We start from the raw sequence: 23,506 nt of genomic DNA on the forward strand, positions 1-23,506 counted from the left end.
GAATTTTTATAGAATGAAATGAATAATTATGCTACTATGTATATAAATATACATCATCTACCTAAGAGGTGAAAAACATGAAAAATTATTTATGCTTAGAAAATGGTTCTGTATTCGAAGGGAATCTGTTAACTAAATCGACTCAGAAAACAATTACTGGAGAGATTGTCTTTTTTACCGGAATGACCGGATATCAGGAAGTATTGACTGATCCGTCCTATAAAGATCAAATCGTCATCTTTACGTATCCCTTAATTGGGAATTACGGAATCAATCCATTCGATTTCGAAAGTAAGAAGCCTCATGTGGCTGGCGTTATTGTGTATGAAGGCACTATGAATCATTCACATTATCAAGCCGAATATTCACTTGCTGAGTATTTGGATAAATGGAATATTCCTCTATTGAGTCATGTGGATACAAGGGCTGTCGTCAAGAATATCCGTCAAGAAGGTTCCATGCAAGCGGCGATCTCCATGAATGAAAACTATACCTTCGAATCCAAGCTCGATGGTATAGCCGCACATGTCGCTGTAGTTTCCACGAAACAATATGAGGAATATGGAGAAGGCGGCAAGCATATTGTATTGATGGACTTTGGCTATAAAAAATCCATTTTAACTTCATTGATCGAGCAGGGGTGCCATGTTACAGTCGTTCCCTTCGATACGAAATTCGAACAGATCGTGAAATTGAAACCGGATGGCATTTTGCTTTCAAATGGGCCTGGGGATCCAAAACAGCTTGAATATCTGTTGGATAATATAAAGAAAATCATTTCGAATTTTCCTACCATGGGCATTTGCCTAGGTCATCAATTGACCGCACTTGCTTTTGGGGGCAATACGAAAAAGATGCTGTTTGGGCACCGAGGTGCGAACCAGCCCGTGGTCGATTTGAAAACGAAAAGGGTTTATATGAGTTCACAAAACCATAGTTATGAAGTGGATGAACCAAGTTTAGAAGGAACATCGCTTCAAGTCCGGTTCCGTAATGTAAATGATCATACCGTTGAGGGCCTTATGCATAAAGACCTTCCAATTTTCACAACTCAATACCATCCTGAAGCAAATCCAGGACCGGTTGAAAGTTCACTGTTGTTCCACGACTTTTTACAAATGATAAATGATTATAGCGGGAGAGAAAAAGCATATGCCTAAAGACAACACGATACAGACCATATTAGTAATTGGTTCAGGGCCAATCGTCATCGGGCAGGCCGCTGAATTTGACTATGCAGGAACACAAGCCTGCCTCGCCTTAAAAGAGGAAGGCTATAAAGTCATTCTTGTCAATAACAATCCGGCAACCATAATGACGGACGAAATGAACGCGGACGCCGTCTATTTCGAACCGTTGACGGTGGATGTACTGGAAAAAATCATTGCCAAAGAAAAACCAGATGGCTTGCTTGCCACTTTAGGCGGTCAAACGGGATTGAATCTTGCCTATCAGTTAGATGATGCTGGGATTCTTGAAAAATATAATGTCAAATTACTAGGAACACCGATTGACTCCATCAAAAAGGGAGAAGATCGTGAGCTGTTCCGTCAACTAATGTTTGAAATAGATGAGCCAGTGCCGGACAGTAAGATTGTCCATACTTTGGAAGAGGCGGTAGCTTTTGCTGAGGAAATTGGCTTTCCCATCATCATCAGACCAGCCTACACACTAGGCGGAACCGGTGGTGGAATCGCAGAATCCATGGAGGTTTTCAAAGAACTTGTTCGGGGTGGGCTTCAGGAAAGCCCGATTACTCAATGCTTGATTGAACGAAGCATCGCGGGCTTTAAGGAAGTCGAATACGAGGTCATGCGTGATGGAAACAATACATGCATCACCATCTGTAATATGGAAAATATTGATCCAGTCGGTATTCACACAGGTGATTCGATTGTGGTTGCACCATCACAGACATTGTCTGATGATGAGTTTCAAATGCTACGTTCTGCCTCTATTAAAATCATTTCCGCTTTAGGGATTATCGGGGGCTGCAATATTCAATTTGCACTTGATCCTAACAGTAAACAATATTATTTGATTGAAGTGAATCCGCGTGTCAGTCGTTCTTCTGCATTGGCTTCCAAAGCGACCGGGTATCCAATTGCCCGTATCGCTGCAAAACTGGCTGTCGGCTATCATTTATCGGAAATCATCAACCCAGTAACGAAGAGCACGTATTCAAGCTTTGAACCGGCGTTGGATTATGTAGCAGTTAAGTTCCCGCGTTGGCCATTCGATAAATTCAAGACGGCACACCGTAAATTGGGCACACAGATGAAAGCGACAGGAGAAGTAATGGCCCTGCATCGCAATTTCGAAGGCGGAGTACAAAAGGCTATTGATTCATTGGAATTAAAGACAAACGGGCTTCAGCTCCTGTCATTAAAGGATAAGTCAGTATCCGAGCTATGGGAAAAGCTTGCCGAGAAATCGGATGAAAGAATCTTTGTCATTTTTGAAATGCTTCGTAAAGGTGTGACGATGGAGGAAATCCATGAAGCAACCGCCATAGATTACTATTTCCTTCACTCTTTCGCTTCGCTAATCGAGAAAGAAAAGGATATCTCTTCCAAGACTGCTGAATTGGTCAACAAGGAAGAGATGCAGCTTTACAAGGAGAAGGGCTTTTCAGATCGCTACCTTGCCTCCGTATGGAATATAAGTGAATTCGACGTGAGGGCACTTCGTAAAACACTGGGTATAACAGCCGTTTACAAGACGGTAGATACTTGTGCAGCCGAATTCGACTCACATACGAACTATCATTATTCGACTTACTTTGGAGAAAATGAACAGCAAAAAACAGATAAGAAAAAAGTTCTGATGATTGGCAGCGGGCCAATCCGAATCGGTCAAGGCATCGAATTCGATTATTGTTCCGTTCATGGCGTTTATGCCCTTCAAGGTGAAAATGTGGAAACGGTCATGATCAATAATAACCCCGAAACGGTCAGTACGGATTTTGCGACAGCAGACCGTTTGTATTTCGAGCCTTTAACTTTGGAATATGTCTTGAACGTCATTGAAGCGGAAAATATTGAGGATGTCATTGTCCAGTTTGGCGGTCAGACGGCTATCAATCTGGCTAAAGGATTGGAAGACTACGGAATCAATTTGCTTGGTACTTCATTTGACATGCTTGATCAGTTAGAAGATCGCGATCGTTTTTATCAACTGTTACAAAAGCTGGACATTCCGCATGTCCCAGGAACAATGGCTGACAGTGTGGAACAGCTCGTTGAAAGTGCTGAAACAATCGGCTTCCCTGTGCTGTTGCGTCCGTCTTATGTCATCGGTGGACAAGGAATGGAAATAATCCGTTCAAAGGAAAGTTTGTTGAACCGAATCGAAAATGGTGCAGAACTTGTGTATCCCGTATTGATCGATTCTTATATTCCTGGTAAGGAAGCAGAAATCGATTTGATTGCGGATGGTAAGGAAGTTTATATCCCAATCGTAGCCGAACATGTTGAAAAAGCAGGGGTTCATTCAGGAGATAGCCTGGCTTTACTGCCTTCACAGTCCTTATCGGATGATATTAAGGGGAAAATGACCATTTATGCAGAAAAGCTTGTGAGAGAGCTTGGATATAAAGGACTCATGAATATCCAATTCGTCATTGATGGCAGTGATGTATATGTACTGGAAGTGAATCCACGTGCCAGCCGTACGATTCCAATCATCAGTAAAGTCACGAACGTCCCATTAGTGCAAATGGCGACAAAAATATTGCTTGGGAAATATTCTTTAGCAAATTTGGTTGAAAAAACAGGATTAATGGAAGATATTCCGTATTCGGTCGTCAAATATCCAGTATTCTCAACCTTCGCTTTAAGTGGACTGGATTCAAAAGTCGGTCCGGAAATGAAGTCTACAGGTGAAGGCATCGCAATCGGGGAAACCATGATAGAAGCGTTAACGAAAGTATTTCACGCTCAAAAGGCTAAACATACGACAGGTGTGTATCAAGCCGAATCAGCCCAATTAAGCGAAGGACTACTTAAGCTAATCCATGATGCCGACTTGGAAATCACCCATTCGGACTTTGACCAATGGCTAAAGGCAGGCAATGCAGCCGTCGTCTTGGCTTATGGAGCAACGGATGAAGATAAGCAGTTACGGTTATTAGCCGCCAAATACAGACTATTGGCCTTTTCGGAAGAGGAAACATTTAAAGCGTATTTACAATCACTGAAGCATGCGGATCCAAGCGTTACCTCATTGCAGGAATGGCTTGCAACTTATTCGAAAGGGGTGTCACACGTATGAATGCACTGATGGCACAGTCGCACTCGAAAATTTTGGGTGGAAAAGACTTCTTGACGATGAAGGAAACAACATCAAAGGAAATTGCAGCTTTATTGGAGTTGGCGCAAAATATAAAAGCCAAATTACAAGCGGGCGAGGAATATAAACCTTTAGCTGGTAAGACATTAGGGATGATTTTTGAAAAATCATCGACTCGTACCCGGGTCTCTTTTGAAGTGGGAATGCTACAGCTAGGTGGCCATGCATTATTTTTGAGCAGTAATGACTTGCAAATCGGACGTGGAGAACCCATTTCCGATACGGCAAAAGTCCTTTCCGAGTACATTGATGGTATCATGATTCGTACTTTCGGGCATGAAAAAATCATGGAATTGGCTGATCATGCAACCATTCCCGTTATTAATGGGTTGACTGACCTTGCACATCCTAGCCAAGTGATGGCGGACTTCCTGACCATCATAGAATTGAAAGGGAAATTGAAAGGATTAAAAATGAGCTACATTGGCGATGGGAATAATGTAGCCAACTCATTGATGGTCGGTTGCGCTAAAATGGGCATGAATTTCTCGATTGGATGTCCGGAGGGGTATAAGCCTGACGAAGAAATCGTTGCCTACGCGAAGGAAGTAGCAGCTGAAAATAATTGTGAAGTAACTGTTACGACCTCAGCGGTTGAAGCCATTAAGGACGCAGATATCGTATATTCGGATGTATGGACCTCCATGGGGCAAGAAATTGAGAATAGCATCCGTTTAGAAGCGTTTAAGGGCTATCAAATCAACGGTGAACTTGTTAAACATGCAAAGAATGATTATCTATTCATGCATTGCTTACCCGCTCATAGAGAAGAAGAGGTGACTGCAGAAGTCATCGATGGGCCGAATTCGGTCGTATTCCATCAAGCGGGGAACCGTCTACATGCCCAAAAGGCGGTTCTCGTAGATTTACTATCATAATAAATTTAAGCGTCTGCTCTATAGCAGGCGCTTTTATATTTTGTCCACCATCCTCTTTTCCCCTTTGAAATTTTCGGTCATGAAAGAAAAAAAGGTGGCAATAATAATAGGGAAAGCATGTAAAGGGGTGAAATACATGGGGCAAAATCGTCAATTTAAGCCAGGGCAAAAAGCACCTAATAATGGGGCATACGTAGAAATCGGTGAAACAGGAAGTATGGTAGTCAATCCGAAAATGGTCAAGCTCGAAGCAGGGGACACCTTTCCTGAGACTTCGAATCATAACCGGCTATGGACCTATCAAAGAAAGCCATAATGAAATGGAAAAGCAGGAAAAGGATGATCATTCCCTTTCCTGCTTTTTTTGTAGAAAAGAAAACCCTAGGCTAGGCCTACGGTTCTACCTGGAATTGTAAGTATCATATCGTATTTGCACCGAAGTACAGAAGACAATTGATTTACAAGAAAGATAAAAAAGGATATCGGTCAAATATTGCGCACGCTATGTGAAAGGAAAGGCGTGGAAATCATTGAAGCAACGGCATGTAAAGCCCATGTACATATGCTCGTGAGCATCCCACCAAAAATAAGTGTAACTTCATTTGTGGGTTATTTAAAGGGAAAAGTAGTTTGAATATATTTGACCGTCATACGAATTTGAAATACAGGTATGGAAACCGAAAGTTTTGGTGTACGGGATATTATGTAGATACAGTTGGACGAAACAAGAAGGTATAGAAGAATACATACGGAACCAGATACAAGATGATATAGTCGCAGATCCGTTCACAGGTGAAGAGATACAGAAAAAGAAAAGGAAGTGAGTGGAAGGCCTTTTAAGGTCTGGCCAGTAAAAGTAGTACAATTGGCGAACCAATCAGGGACCCTTTAGGGCCTGGTCAGTAATAAAGGCTTTCAGCCGCAGACCACCCATTATCACGGGTAGTCGTTATTATTGGAACATTATTCTTGAGTATATCCGAAAATATTCGAGATTTCTAAAAAACTCTTCCGCAAATATTTACTTAAAGGATCTTCGGGATGATTTGGCCTTTCTTCTTGATTGAAGAGAGGTTTTTTGCTTTGTACTTTTAACTTTTAGAGTAAACAGATTGTATAAACCCTCTGGTAGGGTGGGTTGTAAAAGGTTAATAGCAGAAATTATCAATGTCCCATATAACTTTTCTTTACAAGGGAATAATAAGCAGTATAATTAAAATGTAAAGGTCAAAGTTGGTCAAACATCATAAGCATTCTTTTGGAAACAATGAATGGGAGGTTTTAAGATGGATTTTAATACGATGACGGAAAGAACCCAACAGGCATTTATAAGTGGGCAGGAGCTGGCCAAGGATAGGGAAAACCCGGAACTTACCGAGCTTCATCTATTAAAAGCCCTGATGACACAGGATGAAAGCCTACTCATTAGAATTTTGTCGGAAACGAATCAATCGCTCAGTCCTTTCGATACGGAGCTGAATAAAGAAATAAATAAGTTGCCTCAAGTGAGCGGAAGCACCTCTCAAGTTTATATGTCGAATTCCCTTCAGAATGTGCTATCGGCAGCTGAAAAGGAAATGAAGAGCTGGGAGGATGAGTATCTATCAGTTGAGCATATTTTGCTTGCTTTGTTAAAAGAAGATAAACCGAACATAAGAAAGCTATTTGCGGACTATGGGATCGACTATGGGAAAGCAAAGCAAATTATCCAAACGATAAGGGGGAATCAGAGAGTGACTAGTCAAAATCCGGAAAACACATATGAAGTTTTAAAAAAATATGGAAGAGATCTTGTTGCTGAAGTGAAGGCGGGGAATGTGGATCCTGTCATTGGCCGTGATACGGAGATCCGGAATGTCATCCGTATTTTGTCACGTAAGACAAAAAATAACCCCGTATTGATTGGGGAACCTGGTGTCGGTAAAACGGCCATTGTCGAAGGTCTGGCCCAACGAATTGTCCGAAAAGATGTACCGGAAGGGCTTAAAGATAAAACGGTGTTTTCGCTTGATATGAGTGCGTTGGTTGCCGGGGCTAAGTTTCGCGGTGAATTTGAGGAACGACTGAAAGCGGTTCTGAATGAAGTGAAAAAGAGCGATGGGAACATCCTATTATTCATCGATGAATTGCATACCATTGTCGGTGCTGGTAAAACGGAAGGGGCAATGGATGCCGGAAATATGCTGAAGCCAATGTTAGCGCGTGGTGAATTGCATTGCATTGGTGCAACCACACTTGACGAATATCGTAAGTATATTGAGAAGGATCCCGCTCTTGAACGGCGTTTCCAGCAAGTGCTCGTTCCAGAGCCAGACGTAGAAGATACCATTTCCATTTTGCGTGGTCTGAAAGAAAGGTTCGAGGTCCATCATGGGGTCAGAATACATGATCGATCCATTGTGGCAGCAGCTGTTCTATCAAATCGCTATATCACGGAACGCTTTTTACCGGATAAAGCAATAGACCTTGTGGATGAGGCTTGTGCAATGATCCGGATGGAAATCGACTCGATGCCAGCGGAACTTGATGCGATTACGAGGAAAGTCATGACGTTGGAGATAGAGGAAGCTGCGCTTAAAAACGAAGAGGATGCTCAAAGCAAAGCAAGATTGGAGGTACTCCAAAAAGAACTTTCGGAATTGCAGGATCAGGCTACCAGTATGAAAGCCAAATGGCAAATGGAGAAATCGTCCCTTCAAAAAGTCCAGGATCAGAGGGAAGAACTTGAAAAGTTAAAGCATGAGCTGGAACAGGCGGAAAATGACTATGACCTGAACCGTGCAGCTGAACTTCGACATGGGAAGATTCCACAGCTTCAAAAGGATTTGGAGGCCATGGAAGAAGAGGTGGAAAATGGGAAGCAGGAATCCCGTTTGCTCCGCCAAGAAGTGACCGAGGAAGAAATTGCCTCAATCGTTGCTAGATGGACGGGTATTCCGGTAAGTAAGTTAGTGGAAAGCGAAAGGGATAAATTGCTTCGTCTTTCGGATATTCTTCATGAACGGGTAATCGGTCAAGGGGAAGCGGTGGAACTTGTATCGGATGCTGTATTACGGGCTAGAGCCGGGATCAAGGATCCAAACAGACCAATAGGTTCCTTTATTTTCCTTGGACCGACAGGGGTCGGTAAAACAGAATTGGTCAAAGCGTTGGCAGAGACGCTATTCGATAGTGATGAACATATGATACGGATTGATATGTCTGAGTACATGGAGAAACATTCCGTTTCCCGTTTGGTCGGGGCTCCTCCCGGATATGTAGGGTTTGAGGAAGGCGGTCAGTTGACGGAAGCGATTAGGCGAAATCCGTACTCGGTCGTGTTACTTGATGAAATCGAAAAGGCTCACCCGGAAGTCTTCAATATTTTATTGCAAATGCTCGACGATGGCAGGATCACGGACTCTCAAGGTAGAACGATCAACTGTAAAAACACGGTGATCATTATGACTTCCAATATCGGTTCACATTTCTTGCTTCAGTCCAATCGAGAAGATGGAGCCATTGAAGAAGGAATAAAAGAGCAGGTCTTCACAGAGTTAAGAGGACATTTCCGTCCTGAATTTCTAAACCGTGTGGATGATATCGTTCTGTTCAAGCCACTCACAAAACAAGAGATTGTCGGCATTGTTGAAAAGATGATTCAACAGTTGCAAGTAAGGTTGACTGAACAAGATATCACGCTTGGTGTGACGGATGCCGCTAAGGAATTTATTGCTGAACAAGGGTATGACCCAGTATACGGAGCAAGGCCATTGAAACGTTTTATCCAAAAGCATCTAGAAACGATGATTGCCCGTAAAATTATATCGGGGACGATTGGTGATCATGGAAGTATGACGATAGATTATGACCAAGAGGGATTGGTTTTGAGGTAAATGTAAGTAGTTAGTTTAGAAAATAGCTGAAAACGGTATATGAAAGAGGACATCCTAAAAGGATGTCCTCTTTTGCTTCTTAATGTTGATGTGAGTCTTTTGATGGCCCTTCAGGCATAACAGCAGGGATGATACAAACTAGAACAGCCGTAATAAGTCCTAAAATTGTTCCCTGTGTAGCATCGTATGAAACTCCGATCATGGAAGAAACAACATATACAAGCATATGCACTAATACGAATGTCCAAAGAATTGTCCAAGCATAACGCATCGAATTTCACCTCATTCCACTACAGTCTTTTTTATCTTACCATAATTAATATACAGTTAAAACGGCTTTTTCATAATAACTGATAAATAATTCATCGTTGCCCTTTCATGTCTTTTGAACGACGGGCGATATCAGTCACGAATCCAGCAGGCATGATTCCTGAAAATTAATGGAGAAAAGTAATTTAAGACTCAAAGATAGGCGTCCCCCCTTACCCTTTTGATATCTCGACATAAATTAACTAATAGTAATATTCCTAAAAGGAGTTAGTTTAGATGGAACAGAGAACTTTTCAAATCGAAGACCAATGGAATATCGTCTATTATCCAGAACAACCCAGTGGATTTTCCGTCATGGTAATTGGGGACCGAAGTTCTTTTGTAGATAAGGACAGTAGCTTTTGGCTTCAGCATCCGGGTAGGTTACGTATATTAGAATATTTGAAACAAACCGGTTACACCCTTTTTTCCTCGAATTTTTACGGGGCGAACTGGGGGAGCCCCAAAGCTCTTGATCTTTCGTTGAAGTTATATATCCTCTTTATGAAAAATGAAATAGTCAATCGGAAAATCCATGTTCTTGCAGAGGGGACAGGAGCCCTGCTGGCATTGAGACTAATGAAAGAGATGGGAAGCCAAATCCGTTCGGTTGTCCTCATTGACCCGATTTTATCTTTGAAGGTTCAAATGGAAAAAGAAAAGGATAATAAGTTCTTTTATAAAAAGTGGCTATCGGAAATAGCCGCAGCATATGAGGTAGATCCAGCTGATATGGAGAAAGAAATTTTGGATTCCAATGTGCAGGCATTCACGGAGCATATACCGGTGAAGGTGATTCTTGTTTTCGGCAGTTTTCGAAAAGAACAAGCCTCATTTTATCGGAGGATTCAGAGAACCAGGAAAGACCATTTGCAGTTAACCTATTTGCTAGCAGAAAAACGATATAAAATCCCTTATCAAATCCAGAAGTTTTTTCATGAAAATGAAGAGTCTTTATGAGAATGGATATATTTTCGCGGTACTTTGCATACGATACAGCATCCGAAAAAACTTGCGGTGACGGATAAGCGAGCCATTGCATAAGGGGAGGCTGTATTTATGGGGACATATATTGTTGTTGGGGCTTATCAATTTGTAGGTTTTCATGTGACACAATATTTGTTGGGGCAGGGGGAAGAGGTAATCGGAATTGATTGGGAGGATACAAAGACCAATCAATATATTATAGAAGAAAAGGAGCTAGAAATAGGGCGTAACGCCAACTTTACTTATCTGCCAATTAATAAACTTCGGTTATTGGATGTTTCCGAGCCATTCACCATTCTATTATCTTTTTATGATAGTAGAAGAGGTAAAACGGCTTTAAAGGCTCTTCATATAAATGATATTGTTTCTTTTCTTGAAAAATGCAAGAAAAACGGTCATGGCAATAGCCTGAAAATTGTGGTGCTCCTTCCAATCGATGCTGATACGGAAGGATTTCAGACTGTATTAAACGCTTGTGAAGGCTTCGATTCAGTCAAAACAGTATATTTACCGACGATATATGGTCCTTGGCAACCAGCAACCATGGGATTTGAAGCGGGTATCAGCCAACTAGAGCAATCAACTATCCAAGCTACACTCGCTTCAGAATACAGGGAGGATGCGCTTTTTATAGCCGATTTCATCGAGGGTCTTGAACAGCTCCTTTCTTCCACTGATAGAAGCCTTCACCTCAAAAGCAGCATTGACGACCACTGGAATACATGTGCCAAGCTCATTTTTAAACAAGAGGTGATCGACTCACTTCCCCCACAATCTCCAATCAAGGCAACGAAAGGAACCGTATATGAAGTGCCTAATAAAACGAGTCCAGAGGAAGGCATCTCCTTGCAAATCGAGCAGAATAAACGGTTAAACCTCCTTACAAAGTGGAGGATGCGCGATAAGAAGGACTAAACATTATCCAGGAGTGCCCAATGTGTGGAATTAATCAAGAAAGTCATAAAGTGAAGGGGGAACTCATACCTTAGTACCTGGGAATTGTTCTGTACTTTCAAGATGGCATATAGCATGAAATATTCATTCAGGCAAGTTTCGGCTTTACGAATGGACTTTGGGGAATTATGATAAGAATGAACCTGATTTTTGGTTTATGGGATACCCATTTGTAGAATCATGTTCCAAGTGTCATCAAAGGATACTAATGGAGCATTCAAAATGACCAAGTATGGTAAGGAGGCAAAAAAATGAGTTCAGATAAAACCCTTGAATTTATGGGGATTGCTATGAAGTACTTCCCGGAAGCAAAAGCAAAGTTAGAGGCAAGCGGGATTCCATTTTCAATGGACATGGCAGAGCCATTCATGGATTTATTTAAGAAAGTGATGCAAGAAGCTTATGACCTTGGCAAACAAGATGCCCAACGTTAAGTAAGAGAAGGCTGTCCGGATAATCGGGCAGCCTTCTGTTTATTCTTCTTTTTTCAGCATCTTTGAAATGATGGGGTTCACTTTCTGGATGGTAGGCTTAAATTGATCGTACAAACCCACTAATGTCTCTACGCTTGCCATCAATTGCATATAATCAATCTGGGTCTCTTCTTTCTCCGGTTCTTCTTCGGGCTCGTTGTTACGCGTGCCAAACATCATTTTGGAAAAGGGATCGTCCTGGTTCCTTCGATTGTTGCGATTAAAAATATCCATTGTGATTCCTCCCTTCTTTTACTATAATGTATGCACGCTTGCGTCCTTGGATTAGGCCCTTGTCCGACTTAAGATGCAGATTAATTAGACTTTCAAACTGATAGCTCTTGCAAGAAAGCGTATTTTTCTATAAAATTAGTACCAGGTAATAATAGATGATAATAATAACTCATTAAAATATAAGGGGTTGGCTGAAATGAATGCTGGTATATTAGGGCTTGGTCGTTACTTACCCGAGAAAATCGTCACAAATGCGGACTTAGAGAAAGTCATGGATACGTCGGACGAGTGGATTCGTACTCGGACAGGTATCGAACAAAGAAGAATAGCCAATGATGAAACAGAAACTTCCGATATGGCTTATGGCGCAGCAAAAGCTGCTTTAGATAATGCAGGCATTTCAGCTGAGGATATAGATTTAATCCTTGTCGCAACTGTTACACCCGATCGGCCTTTTCCTTCCATCGCTTGTATGATCCAGGAAATGTTGGGTGCGAAGAAAGCAGCTGCAATGGATGTTAGTGCAGCATGTGCTGGCTTCATGTATGCTATGATTACGGCGCAGCAATTTATTAAGACAGGTGCTTACAAGCATGTATTGATTGTTGGGGTTGAGAAACTATCCAAGATCACTAACTGGGATGATCGCAATACCGCTGTCCTTTTTGGGGATGGAGCTGGGGCTGCTGTCGTGGGACCTGTATCAGAAGGCAGGGGAATTCTTTCTTTTGAATTAGGTGCAGATGGATCTGGTGCTAAGCATCTATTCCAAGATGGGGAATTCATCACGATGAATGGACGAGAAGTATTTAAATTTGCTGTCCGTCAAATGGGAGAATCCAGCCTGAATGTATTGGATAAAGCAGGATTGACCAAAGAGGATGTGGATTTACTAATCCCACATCAAGCCAATATTCGAATTATGGAGGCTTCAAGAGAACGTTTGGGCCTACCCGTTGAAAAAATGACAAAGACCGTTCATAAATATGGGAATACTTCATCAGCTTCCATACCAATTGCTCTTGTGGAAGAAATGGAAGCAGGTAGAATCAAAGAAGATGACTTGCTCGTCATGGTTGGTTTTGGTGGAGGACTCACGTGGGGAGCTATTGCCCTTAGATGGGGAAAATGAAAATAAAAGAAATATTTGAGTAAAGGAAGGAGCCATTGTAATGACGAATCGTCGTGTTGTTGTAACAGGGATTGGAGCTATTTCTCCAGTTGGAAATGATGCAGAAACTGGATGGAAGAATATAATTGAGGGGAAATCAGGGATTGGGCCATTAACTCGTCTTAATGCTGATGATTTTCCTGCTAAAGTGGCTGCAGAAATAAAGGACTTTGATATCGAAACATATATTAATCGTAAAGAAGCACGCAAAATGGATCGTTTTACGCATTATGCGATTGCCGCTTCAGTCATGGCTTTAAATGACAGTAAATTAGAAATAACGGACGAAAATGCAACGCGGGTAGGGGTCTGGATCGGTTCTGGAATCGGTGGGCTTGAGACACTTGAAACCCAGCACGAAAATTTCTTGAACAGGGGCTATAAGCGGGTTAGTCCATTTTTCGTACCCATGATGATACCAGATATGGCAGCGGGCCAGGTATCCATTTTACTGGGCGCTAAAGGGATCAACTCTTGCACCGTGACGGCTTGTGCAACGGGAACGAATTCCATCGGTGATGCATTTAAGGCCATTCAGCGTGGAGATGCCGATGCCATGATTACTGGTGGTGCAGAAGCGCCGATTACAAAAATGGCAGTTGCAGGATTCTGTGCGAACACAGCTCTATCCACCAATCCAGATCCTAATACGGCGAGCCGCCCATTTGATGCTAACCGTGATGGATTTGTCATCGGGGAAGGAGCAGGTGTGATCATTCTTGAGGAGTTAGAACATGCGTTAAACCGCGGAGCGTATATTTATGCTGAAATAGCTGGATACGGAACGACCGGAGATGCTTTTCATATTACGGCTCCAGCGCCTGGTGGAGAAGGTGGGGCAAGGGCAATGAAAATTGCGATTGAAGATGCAGGGTTAACACCGGAAGACATCCAATATGTTAATGCCCATGGTACAAGCACACCTTACAATGATAAATATGAAACGATGGCGGTCAAAGAAGTATTTGGGGAGCATGCTTCTAAACTAGCATTAAGCTCTACCAAATCAATGACAGGCCATATGCTGGGTGCAGCAGGTGGTATAGAGGCCATCTTTACGATTCAAGCAATCAGGGATAGCATCTTGCCCCCTACCATCAATATAGAAACACCGGATCCTGAGTGTGACTTGGACTATGTGCCAAATCAAGCAAGGGAATGTGAAATTAAGGCAGCTATCAGTAATTCATTAGGATTTGGCGGTCATAACGCCACTATCCTATTCAAGAAATATCAATAATCAAGAGTAATGAAGAGGAAGAGCAAATCTTGGGATTTGCTCTTTTTATGTTGGGAATAAGTAATGGGAATGATGTATCACTAAGCATTTTTGGAACATACAATAAAAGAGGATGAAGTAGTGGGGGCGAAACGGATGGGAGTTATTTCAACTAATGAGTGGATGGAAAAGGATTTTGACCATCCGGTTAAGATGATGGAGAAGTTGAAAGGGGAATTCTATGAACAGGTTAAAGAAGACATGATCTACCGCCATTTACAAAACCATGGAATGTACCTGCCCAATCCAAAAACGAAAAAAACCTTTGATGAACTGAAACAAAAAAATGTATGGGTCAAAACACAAAGTTTATTTACAACTTATAAGAAATTATGGGGGGGACCCGATATCCCCATTTATATCTTTCCTCTCGTAGTCTCTGGAAGGAAGCAACCGAATGAGAGTAAATCAGGATTGGCCTTTAAAGATAAATTATTTCTTTTTTACGATATCGATATAACCGAAAAAGAGATGGAAGCAGTGCTGATTCACGAATACCATCACGTCTGCCGTTTGCACCATTTAAAAAAGGCGGAAGAAAACTATACCCTACTCGATACAATGATCATGGAAGGACTCGCCGAGAGGACAGTCGGTAAGTATTTAGGAACGAAATACCTGGCAAAATGGACACAATTATATTCAGAAGAAAAGCTCCAGCATTTTTGGGACAGCTATCTAGTAGAAAACCTGAACAAGAAACGCACGGATCCGCTACATGATGCCCTTCTTCTGGGAAAAAAAGGGTATCCGGAGATGTTGGGGTATTGCAGTGGTTTTCATTTAGTGAAACAATTCAAAAATTTCTCCGTCAAAAAATCCTTTGCTATCCAATCTGAAGAATTCATAACAGAAAAGAGTTAATTTATACGTGTTTTATTTCAAAATCTGTTTTCTGAAATAGGAATAAATTGTATGGTTCCTGCCTATACTGATTGACAAACAGAAATTTGTTTAAGTGAGGGATGGATAATGTTATATCTTCATGATGTATGGGTTAACTGGTTTGAAGGAGAGGAAAATGGTTATAATATTTGTCATTTTCATGAATGGAGGAAGGATGATGGCATTGAACTGCTAGATCAAGTTCCTCTGATGAAAGTTTCAACAACTTTGTTTCACTACATAGAAAATGACCTATCTGAATTACCGAAGGCATTACTGAACGATGTCTACCAAAAAGCATATGCAAGGAAAAATCATGAACGCATTCAGCTTGACTACTGTTTTGTCGTGACCGATGGACATGGAATACTTGCTGTGGATACAATAGGCTACCATATTCCCATCCGGAAAAGCAGAATTATTCCTCGGCAGGAACAAATTGTTTATGACATGATCGAAAATCACGAAGAGATGGATTATACTTTTACGGAAAATCCTGAAAGCGAGAAAGAATATCATATTCTGTCTCCATCGCCCTTATTTATGAATGGATTGACAAGAAAAGAAAGGCAATTGAAACAGCTCCTTTTCATGGCCATGGATCAGTTATTCACAGCAAAGAATACGGCTGAAATTCGATACTGGTATACTGAATGGGCTCCTGAGAAATATGAGAGCATTCAGGATATGGACTTTCAGATAGCGTGGCTTGAGTTATATGAGGAAATGAAAACAGGTTGGTCTGAAAAACACCTTCAGCTATGTGAAAATTTAGTGAAAGGGCAACCCTTTTTCGAAAAACTTTGGCAAGTAGAAGCCGGCGATAGTCCATCCATATTATAGGTTCACAAAAAAAGACGATCCGTTGCGGATCGTCTTTTTCCATTATCTTTTTCTTCCAAGTCCCATGCCGTTGTACATTTTTCTAATCATCTTATTGGCTTCGATATTTGCCTTCTCTGCCCCACGATCTAAAATTTCATCAAGTTCAGGGGAATCGATCAAGCTATAGTAACGCTCTTGAATGGGTAGAATCTCTCCTAGTACCACTTGAGCTAAATCACCTTTAAAGTCGCCATATCCTTTTCCTGCATACATCTCTTCAATTTCAGCGTATGTTTTTCCACTGAAGATGGAGTAGATGGACATTAAGTTCGATACGCCCGCTTTATTTTCTTTATCATAACGAACGATGCCTTCAGAATCAGTTACTGCACTCTTAATGTTTTTCTCGATTTGTTTAGGATCGTCAAGTAGAGCAATCGTAGCTTTTTTATTAGGGTCGGATTTACTCATTTTCTTAGTCGGTTCTTGAAGCGACATTATTCGCGCTCCTGCCTTTGGAAGGCTGATTTCTGGTATTTTAAAGATATCGTTGTACCTATTATTGAATCGCTCAGCTAAATCTCGCGTTAATTCCAAATGTTGTCTTTGATCTTCCCCAACAGGAACAACATCTGTATTGTACAGGAGAATATCTGCAGCCATCAGTGGCGGGTAGGTAAGAAGTGCAGAAGAAACGCCTTCCTTGCCGGCTGATTTATCTTTAAATTGGGTCATTCTCTCAAGTTCGCCAATATAAGCGATGCTTTGCAAAATCCAGCCTGCCTGGGCATGCGCGGGAACCTCTGATTGAATGAAGATCGTATTCTTTTCAGGGTCAATGCCGATTGCCAAATATAAGGCAGCGAGTGTTTTAATGTTTTTTCTTAATTTAAGTCGATCCTGCGGAACTGTAATTGCATGTTGGTCAACGATACAAAAGAAACAGTCATATTCATCCTGTAAGTTAACAAATTGCTTCATTGCTCCGATATAATTTCCTAATGTAACAGAACCAGATGGCTGAATGCCAGAGAAAATCCTTTTCAACTGCTAGTCACTCCTCTAAATACGTTTAATTAACTAATTGGATATTCGCTCTTCATTATTGTAAGGATAAATAGGGAAGTAATCCACTTCCTGTACAGCAAGTGTAAGAGAGCTCATTTATGTCTTGCAAGGCAGTACTCGCCAGGGAATGTCTACCTAGAGATACGAATTTTCCACTATACCTGTATTTTAGCATTTATTCTTAAGAAATGTAATCCAAACAGCATGCCCTTATTACAACTAATATATACGATGGGGTAAAAAAAGAAGGATTCGTAACTTATTGATTTTTAACCATCAATGGGGAATCGATTTTAGGGTAGGATAATGATATAGGAGATTGTTACACACCATTTTTTTAAAAAAAGTTTATTTTATAGGAATAAAGTTTTGCTGTTGTGGTATTAAACAAAAGAGTCTGTTGTAGATTTGAAGGGCGAATGAGGTGAAGATGTGAAATCGTTAAGTAAATGTATAGTGGCAGGAATGTGTTTGTTTTTGGTTCAGCAACCGGTCCATGCTGAGGATTTGGAACAAGCAAGAACTGTGGCGCTTGAGCAGAAAGAACTACCAAAGTTGGCCCCTAGATTCGTATATGATTCTGGATTGAAGTTTGATTATCCTGATGCAGTACGAGGGCTTTATGTTACAGGGCATGTAGCTGGTGGAAACAAGTTAAATGAACTCATACAATATGTGGACGAAACCGATTTGAATGCAATGGTCATCGATATTAAGGATGACAGGGGGAATGTTACCTATAAACCGGAAGACAAGGATTCCCCTTATTCGAATATTGGAAAGGATTACATAAGGAAACCGGTGGACATGTTAAAAAAGCTTGAGGATAAGAAGATTTATCCGATTGCCCGTGTCGTCGTTTTCAAGGATACCCTTCTTGCAAAGGAAAAACCACAATGGTCGTTTAAAGATGGCGATAAGGTCTGGAAGAATGGACGTGGTGAATCTTTCGTGAATCCATTCCTGAAAGAGGTATGGGATTATAACGTGGGGATTGCCATAGAAGCTGCGAAGATGGGATTCAAAGAAATTCAATTCGACTATGTCCGTTTTCCTGAAGGGTTCGAGAATAAAGAGGATGACCTAAAATATGATATGGGAGAGTATGAAAAAGGCAATAAGACCCATACTGAAAAACGGGTACAGGCCGTAACCGACTTTGTGGCCTACGCAAAAAAACAATTAGAGCCATATGGTGTGGAAGTATCAGTCGATATTTTCGGCTATGCCGCTACATTACCTGAAGCTCCTGGTATTGGGCAAAATTTCTCCAAGATTTCTGAAAATGTAGATGTCATCTCTTCGATGATTTATCCAAGTCACTGGACATCCTATTTCGGAATCGAAAAGCCGGATTTAAAACCGTATGAACTTGTTCGGGAATATGCAAAATTGGAGAACAAGAAATTGAAGGAACTAGAAACGCCGCCTACCTCTAGACCGTGGATTCAGGACTTCACTGCTTCATACTTGGGTGAGGGGAATTATCAAAAGTATGGTAAGGAACAAGTGGAAGCCCAAATTAAAGCGTTAAATGATAACGGAATTGATGAATACCTATTATGGAATGCTGCAAACCGCTATACAAAAGGGGTAGACTACACCCCATAAACCATCAGATGACCGATATGTACACAAGCGGTCATCTGGACTCCCGAAGAATCATCGCTTATGTTTCTTCCCGCCGACTTGATTCCATCCCGACTGAATTCGTTTCGATTGATTGAAAATGTGGGAATGAGTTTTACCACCAAACCACTTTTCCCCAATGGCATTCGTCAGGACACCATTTATGGCTGTGATCCCAATTACGCAGACAGCAACTAAAATTAAGTCAACAAGGTAAGTAAGCATGGATACCCCCTCAATAATTTCAATTTATTTACAGTCTATTGTAAACGATAAGCAAAAGCGTGGAAAGATAAAATTTGAAGAGGAGATGAAATCGTGAATTGGTATGATAAACTAAATCAATATTTTCCAATTGAAGAAATGAAGTCAAAAGAACATATAGAAATTTTATTGAAGGATAAACAAGACATCTATAAAAAGGATGAAGGGCCTGACCATGTTCTACTATATGTGGAAGGAAAGGAATTTATTTTCGTCGATTATTTATTCGTCGGCAAAAATGCCCGGGGTCAAGGCCTTGGAAAGAAATTGATTCATCAATTGCAAGAAAAACAAAAGACCATTTTCCTTGAAGTCGAGCCAGTGCAGGAAAATGACGTGGACACGTCAAAACGATTAAGATTTTATCAAAGAGAAGGCTTTTTACATGCTTCTTCTATCGCCTATAATAGAAAATCGTTGGCTACTGAAGAAGATACGCCGATGGAAATCCTTTATTGGCCGGCACATGATGCTGTTAAAGAAGAAGATGTATTCAATTATATGAAAAAGATTTACTCTGAAATTCATACGCATAAAGATAAGCATCTATATGGAAAATCGTATCAATCAGTAGACGAAGTATTGAATATAGAAACAGAAGTGGAAAGTGATAGGGTTTAAAAAGATATGAAATGACACAGGAGCCGACTAAATTCGTCGGCTCTTTTATATCGTGGTGCGGAATGCATATTTATTTTCCGTCCCTGTAAATGATGATTTGTATGGAGCATGCATTTAATTTAATTGATTTAAGCAGTCAAAAGGAGGGTTTTTAAGAAGGAAGAAGGAATTAAAGGATACTTAAAGAAATTATAAATGATAATCACTAGTTTATAGCTAAAAAAAGGGGGTAAATAAAAAGTAATGAGCACATGAAAAAAATAAAGGGAAAATGAGGGGCAATTTGCAACTTAAATGAGAATAATAGGTGCATATTTTCAATTAGAAAATAGCGTTGTAATGTATTACATAAAAAAACGAAGTGCCTATAGTACAGATGAAATAGGAAGTTATAAAGGATAGTTTCAATTTTGAAAAAGGGTATTCATTTTAAATGAATTAGTGTATAATTAATTAAAAGAAATGCTTATTTAAAATTATTTCAAATTAGAATCGTAGTTGTGAATGATAATAGATTTCCCCTCATAGATCACCGATTCTATATTTAGGGAGTGTGGGTAAACATGGTAACATTATATACATCCCCAAGTTGTACGTCATGCAGAAAAGCAAAAGCATGGTTAGAGGAACATGAGATTGGTTATACAGAAAGAAATATTTTCTCGGAACCTCTTTCAATAGAGGAAATCAAAGAAATTCTACGTATGACGGAAGATGGTACGGATGAAATCATCTCAACCAGATCAAAAACGTTTCAAAAGTTAAATGTTAACTTAGAGAGCTTGCCTCTACAAGAGTTATATAAATTGATTAAAGAAAACCCTGGTTTGCTAAGACGCCCGATTATCCTTGATGAGAAGCGTCTTCAAGTTGGGTATAACGAAGATGAGATTCGTCGTTTCTTACCACGGAAAGTACGTACGTTCCAATTGCTAGAAGCACAACGTATGGTAAATTAATGAATAAGTGTTTTCCAAGCTCTGCTGAGAATAGTGCAGAGCTTTTTGTTTATACATATATCTTTTTCTTGGGGCGACAAGGCTCTTGTGACAATGGTCAGGGCGGGATTGGATAAATAAAGCATGTAAATAACCATTAACTGTATACAATATAGAATATGAATGAAATACGGCACCGTCTGCGTGAAAGTTGCATATGAACGATTTTTTTTATAAAATGAATGGAATATTAGGCAAACAATTGTTTTTATGATATTGATGTTTTTTATTTCCCTTCTTCAAGGTTTTGTCATAAAATGAGGTAAAATAGTCTGTTTTAATGTAGCATGATTTACAGTATGAACTTTTGGGTAAAGAGCTTTTAAGAGCAATTTTCGCTTGGGGGTTATTATCCCTTCAAAATGAGAAAGGAAGGGAGAGGGGAATCATGGAAATCGAACGTATTAATGATGATACAGTAAAATTTTATATATCCTATATAGATATCGAGGAAAGAGGCTTCGACCGGGAAGAAATTTGGTATAGCCGTGAGAGAAGTGAAGAACTTTTTTGGGAAATGATGGATGAAGTGCATCAGGAAGAGGAATTCATGATTGAAGGTCCGTTATGGATTCAAGTTCAAGCATTGGAAAAAGGCTTGGAAGTCTTGGTCACAAAAGCCCAACTTGCCAAAGATGGTCAGAAACTTGAGTTGCCTCTATCGGATGATAAGTTAAAAGAGTTAAGTGTAACAGACAAAGTAGATACGCTTCTTGATCAACACTTTGAAGGTAAAGATGAAGAGAGCACCATGACATTTGAAGATGGGATGATTGAATTCATCACAATATTCGAGGATTTTGAAGATGTCATTTCTTTAAGCAAGCGTTCTGGTTTGGATACCTGGACAACGAAGCTTTATGCTTATCAAAATAAATATTATCTATATATTGAATTTTCCGAAGCTGAAATTGACGAGGAAGAAATTGATAATGTCTTAAGTCTATTGTTGGAATACAGCGAGGAATCCCCAATAACGGTACACATGCTTGATGAATACGGAAAAGTAGTCATAGAAAATGATGTACTCTCCACAGTAGATAAATATTTCGCATAATATTTTTAGGCCGATTTCTTAGAAATCGGTTTTTTTTACCCTTGATAAGTCATGCACCTCAACAGAAGCTTTTACGTGCACCTGCGTTTTGTAATTGGAGGTAGTCATAAATGAACGGGAAGGTTGGTTTAAGTTTTCTAGTACTTGTACTCATGTTAGGTAGCCCATGGTATCTCCTACTGGAAGAAGTGGGGGTTAGGGGGTATCTAAGTCTGTTGTTGGCCCTTTCTTTGGTGATCATTGGATTTAATATTTTCATCGAAAATCGTCATCCCATTCAAACGATCACATGGATCATTGCATTTGGGGCTTTTCCTGTTATCGGGTTCATCTTTTATTTGTTGTTTGGCGGGAATTTTCGAAAAGAGAGAAAGTTTCGTAGGAAGTATTTTTTGGATAAGCATGAGTTCCTTAAACGCGGCACGGAAGTAGATACCTGGGAAAAACGGGGAGTGAAGTTGCGTCATCGAAGGTTATTTTCCCTCGCTGAAAAGCTTGGAAACAGTTCCATTTCGTTTGCATCGAAAACCCGAATACTAACAAATGGAAAAGAGACGTATGCTAGTATCCTGAAGCAACTGAGGAAAGCTAAACACCATATTCATTTGGAATATTATATTGTACGGGATGATGACAGTGGTTGCACTTTGAAGGATATCTTGATCCAAAAGGCAAAAGAAGGGGTGCGGGTACGCTTTTTATATGATGCGGTGGGATGTTGGTCCCTGGCCCGCCCTTATATTGATGAAATGAGGGATTCAGGCGTAGAGATTGTTCCCTTTGGACCCATCCATCTTCCTTTCATAAATAGTACGTTCAATTTTCGGAATCATCGAAAAATGATTATTGTCGATGGGACCATTGGTTTTATCGGTGGCCTTAATATTGGCGATGAATATTTGGGGCTAAATGTGAATTACGGGTCTTGGCGTGATACTCACCTTTTGGTAGAAGGTGAAGCGGTCCGAACGCTACAGCTCATCTTTTCACAGGATTGGTACTATAGTACAAACCAAAGCTATTTGTCGGATGCCTATATTGGTACAAGTCAGCCAGTTTTGCAGGACCTTGGTGGCGTACAAATGATAGCCGGTGGTCCTGATTGTGAATGGACGGTTATTAAGAACCTTTTTTTCAGCATGATAAATTCGGCGGAAAAGTCCATCTGGATTGCATCTCCCTATTTCGTCCCTGATGAGGATATTTTTCAGGCATTGAAGGTGGCGGGCCTGAGTGGATTGGATGTGCGAATACTGGTCCCGAGGAACCCAGATAAGTGGATTGTATTCCATGCTTCAAGAACATACTTTTCTGAGCTCTTGGAAGCAGGGGTCAGGATATTTCAATATAATGAGGGCTTCATGCATAGCAAGATTGTCATAGTGGATAACGAATTGGCTTCAATTGGCAGCGCTAATATCGATATGAGGAGCTTTCATTTGAATTTCGAAGTCAATGCCTTCCTTTACCGTACAGAGAGTACACAGACGCTAGTAGATGATTATTTGAAGGATCTAAAGGTATCACAGGAGATACAGTTGAAAGTATTTTCCAATCGCAACTTTGGTCTGAAAGTTTTGGAATCCACTTGCAGACTATTGTCACCGCTCCTATGATGATCCATTTATGCCATCACGGCATTTTTTTTT

The 23,506-nt window shown here is 40.5% G+C and carries 22 protein-coding genes and 1 pseudogene; 19 read left to right on the forward strand and 4 right to left on the reverse strand.

Annotated features, from left to right (window positions below):
- The first annotated feature begins 77 nt into the window (after positions 1-77).
- The 7 genes and pseudogenes from ACIQXR_RS08320 (at position 78) to clpB (ending at position 9,103) form a co-directional block, all read left to right on the forward strand.
- Positions 78-1,160: a carbamoyl phosphate synthase small subunit gene (locus ACIQXR_RS08320; RefSeq protein WP_402867775.1), complete on the forward strand. Its 1,083-nt coding sequence runs from the start codon at positions 78-80 to the stop codon at positions 1,158-1,160.
- Positions 1,153-4,272, forward strand: coding sequence for a carbamoyl-phosphate synthase (glutamine-hydrolyzing) large subunit (locus ACIQXR_RS08325; protein WP_402867776.1), 3,120 nt, complete (start codon positions 1,153-1,155; stop codon positions 4,270-4,272). Before ACIQXR_RS08320 ends, ACIQXR_RS08325 begins: the two co-directional genes overlap by 8 nt.
- Positions 4,269-5,228 carry an ornithine carbamoyltransferase gene (gene argF, locus ACIQXR_RS08330; RefSeq protein ID WP_402867777.1) on the forward strand — a complete coding sequence of 320 codons (960 nt, stop codon included), beginning with the start codon at positions 4,269-4,271 and terminating at the stop codon, positions 5,226-5,228. The genes ACIQXR_RS08325 and argF overlap by 4 nt, the downstream gene beginning before the upstream one ends.
- A 136-nt stretch (positions 5,229-5,364) precedes the next feature.
- Positions 5,365-5,544 carry a YjzC family protein gene (locus ACIQXR_RS08335; RefSeq protein ID WP_402867778.1) on the forward strand — a complete coding sequence of 60 codons (180 nt, stop codon included), beginning with the start codon at positions 5,365-5,367 and terminating at the stop codon, positions 5,542-5,544.
- Positions 5,545-5,651: 107 nt separating this feature from the next.
- Entirely contained in the window at positions 5,652-5,738 is an 87-nt protein-coding gene (locus ACIQXR_RS08340; protein WP_402868534.1) for a hypothetical protein, read from the forward strand.
- Positions 5,722-5,966, forward strand: a pseudogene (gene tnpA / locus ACIQXR_RS08345) (IS200/IS605 family transposase). The gene ACIQXR_RS08340 and the pseudogene tnpA overlap by 17 nt, the downstream one beginning before the upstream one ends.
- Before the next feature lie 548 nt (positions 5,967-6,514).
- Positions 6,515-9,103: an ATP-dependent chaperone ClpB gene (gene clpB / locus ACIQXR_RS08350; protein WP_402867779.1), complete on the forward strand. Its 2,589-nt coding sequence runs from the start codon at positions 6,515-6,517 to the stop codon at positions 9,101-9,103.
- Positions 9,104-9,182: 79 nt separating this feature from the next.
- Here the strand turns inward: clpB and ACIQXR_RS08355 are convergent, their stop codons facing one another.
- Positions 9,183-9,374, reverse strand: coding sequence for a YjzD family protein (locus tag ACIQXR_RS08355; protein ID WP_402867780.1), 192 nt, complete (start codon positions 9,372-9,374; stop codon positions 9,183-9,185).
- Positions 9,375-9,649: 275 nt separating this feature from the next.
- Here ACIQXR_RS08355 and ACIQXR_RS08360 point away from each other — a divergent pair, with 275 nt between their 5' ends.
- From ACIQXR_RS08360 to ACIQXR_RS08370, 3 genes are all read left to right on the forward strand, one after another.
- A complete protein-coding gene (locus ACIQXR_RS08360) occupies positions 9,650-10,372 on the forward strand; it encodes a hydrolase (RefSeq protein ID WP_402867781.1) in 723 nt (240 codons plus the stop codon).
- A gap of 99 nt (positions 10,373-10,471) precedes the next feature.
- Positions 10,472-11,314 carry a hypothetical protein gene (locus ACIQXR_RS08365; RefSeq protein WP_402867782.1) on the forward strand — a complete coding sequence of 281 codons (843 nt, stop codon included), beginning with the start codon at positions 10,472-10,474 and terminating at the stop codon, positions 11,312-11,314.
- Positions 11,315-11,604: 290 nt separating this feature from the next.
- On the forward strand, positions 11,605-11,787 hold the full coding sequence (locus ACIQXR_RS08370; protein WP_402867783.1) for a ComZ family protein: 183 nt from the start codon (positions 11,605-11,607) through the stop codon (positions 11,785-11,787).
- A 39-nt stretch (positions 11,788-11,826) separates the two neighbouring features.
- Here the strand turns inward: ACIQXR_RS08370 and ACIQXR_RS08375 are convergent, their stop codons facing one another.
- On the reverse strand, positions 11,827-12,060 hold the full coding sequence (locus ACIQXR_RS08375; RefSeq protein ID WP_402867784.1) for a hypothetical protein: 234 nt from the start codon (positions 12,058-12,060) through the stop codon (positions 11,827-11,829).
- A gap of 196 nt (positions 12,061-12,256) precedes the next feature.
- Here ACIQXR_RS08375 and ACIQXR_RS08380 point away from each other — a divergent pair, with 196 nt between their 5' ends.
- The 4 genes from ACIQXR_RS08380 (at position 12,257) to ACIQXR_RS08395 (ending at position 16,238) form a co-directional block, all read left to right on the forward strand.
- Positions 12,257-13,192, forward strand: a complete 936-nt coding sequence (locus ACIQXR_RS08380; RefSeq protein WP_402867785.1) for a beta-ketoacyl-ACP synthase III — start codon at positions 12,257-12,259, stop codon at positions 13,190-13,192.
- A 40-nt stretch (positions 13,193-13,232) separates the two neighbouring features.
- Positions 13,233-14,471: a beta-ketoacyl-ACP synthase II gene (fabF, locus tag ACIQXR_RS08385; protein WP_402867786.1), complete on the forward strand. Its 1,239-nt coding sequence runs from the start codon at positions 13,233-13,235 to the stop codon at positions 14,469-14,471.
- Positions 14,472-14,606: 135 nt separating this feature from the next.
- Positions 14,607-15,374, forward strand: a complete 768-nt coding sequence (locus tag ACIQXR_RS08390; protein ID WP_403079813.1) for a DUF2268 domain-containing putative Zn-dependent protease — start codon at positions 14,607-14,609, stop codon at positions 15,372-15,374.
- 108 nt (positions 15,375-15,482) lie between these two features.
- Positions 15,483-16,238: a YjbA family protein gene (locus ACIQXR_RS08395; RefSeq protein WP_402867788.1), complete on the forward strand. Its 756-nt coding sequence runs from the start codon at positions 15,483-15,485 to the stop codon at positions 16,236-16,238.
- A gap of 42 nt (positions 16,239-16,280) precedes the next feature.
- Here ACIQXR_RS08395 and trpS read toward each other — a convergent pair whose 3' ends face one another.
- Positions 16,281-17,267, reverse strand: coding sequence for a tryptophan--tRNA ligase (gene trpS / locus ACIQXR_RS08400; protein WP_402867789.1), 987 nt, complete (start codon positions 17,265-17,267; stop codon positions 16,281-16,283).
- Positions 17,268-17,720: 453 nt separating this feature from the next.
- Between trpS and ACIQXR_RS08405 the strand changes: the two genes are divergently transcribed.
- Positions 17,721-18,899, forward strand: coding sequence for a putative glycoside hydrolase (locus ACIQXR_RS08405; RefSeq protein WP_402867790.1), 1,179 nt, complete (start codon positions 17,721-17,723; stop codon positions 18,897-18,899).
- A gap of 51 nt (positions 18,900-18,950) precedes the next feature.
- Here the strand turns inward: ACIQXR_RS08405 and ACIQXR_RS08410 are convergent, their stop codons facing one another.
- A complete protein-coding gene (locus ACIQXR_RS08410; RefSeq protein WP_402867791.1) occupies positions 18,951-19,142 on the reverse strand; it encodes a hypothetical protein in 192 nt (63 codons plus the stop codon).
- Between the two features lie 93 nt (positions 19,143-19,235).
- Between ACIQXR_RS08410 and ACIQXR_RS08415 the strand changes: the two genes are divergently transcribed.
- From ACIQXR_RS08415 to cls, 4 genes are all read left to right on the forward strand, one after another.
- Positions 19,236-19,802 carry a GNAT family N-acetyltransferase gene (locus tag ACIQXR_RS08415; protein WP_402867792.1) on the forward strand — a complete coding sequence of 189 codons (567 nt, stop codon included), beginning with the start codon at positions 19,236-19,238 and terminating at the stop codon, positions 19,800-19,802.
- Between the two features lie 563 nt (positions 19,803-20,365).
- Positions 20,366-20,761 (forward strand): transcriptional regulator SpxA, encoded by a 396-nt coding sequence (spxA, locus tag ACIQXR_RS08420; protein WP_402867793.1) that lies wholly within the window; start codon positions 20,366-20,368, stop codon positions 20,759-20,761.
- A gap of 427 nt (positions 20,762-21,188) precedes the next feature.
- Complete coding sequence (gene mecA, locus ACIQXR_RS08425) at positions 21,189-21,857, forward strand: adaptor protein MecA (RefSeq protein WP_402867794.1); 669 nt, start codon at positions 21,189-21,191, stop codon at positions 21,855-21,857.
- A 110-nt stretch (positions 21,858-21,967) separates the two neighbouring features.
- Complete coding sequence (gene cls, locus ACIQXR_RS08430) at positions 21,968-23,473, forward strand: cardiolipin synthase (RefSeq protein WP_402867795.1); 1,506 nt, start codon at positions 21,968-21,970, stop codon at positions 23,471-23,473.
- Positions 23,474-23,506 lie beyond the last annotated feature (33 nt).

Source organism: Peribacillus sp. NPDC097224 (genome assembly GCF_044761985.1).
Lineage (GTDB): Bacteria > Bacillota > Bacilli > Bacillales > DSM-1321 > Peribacillus.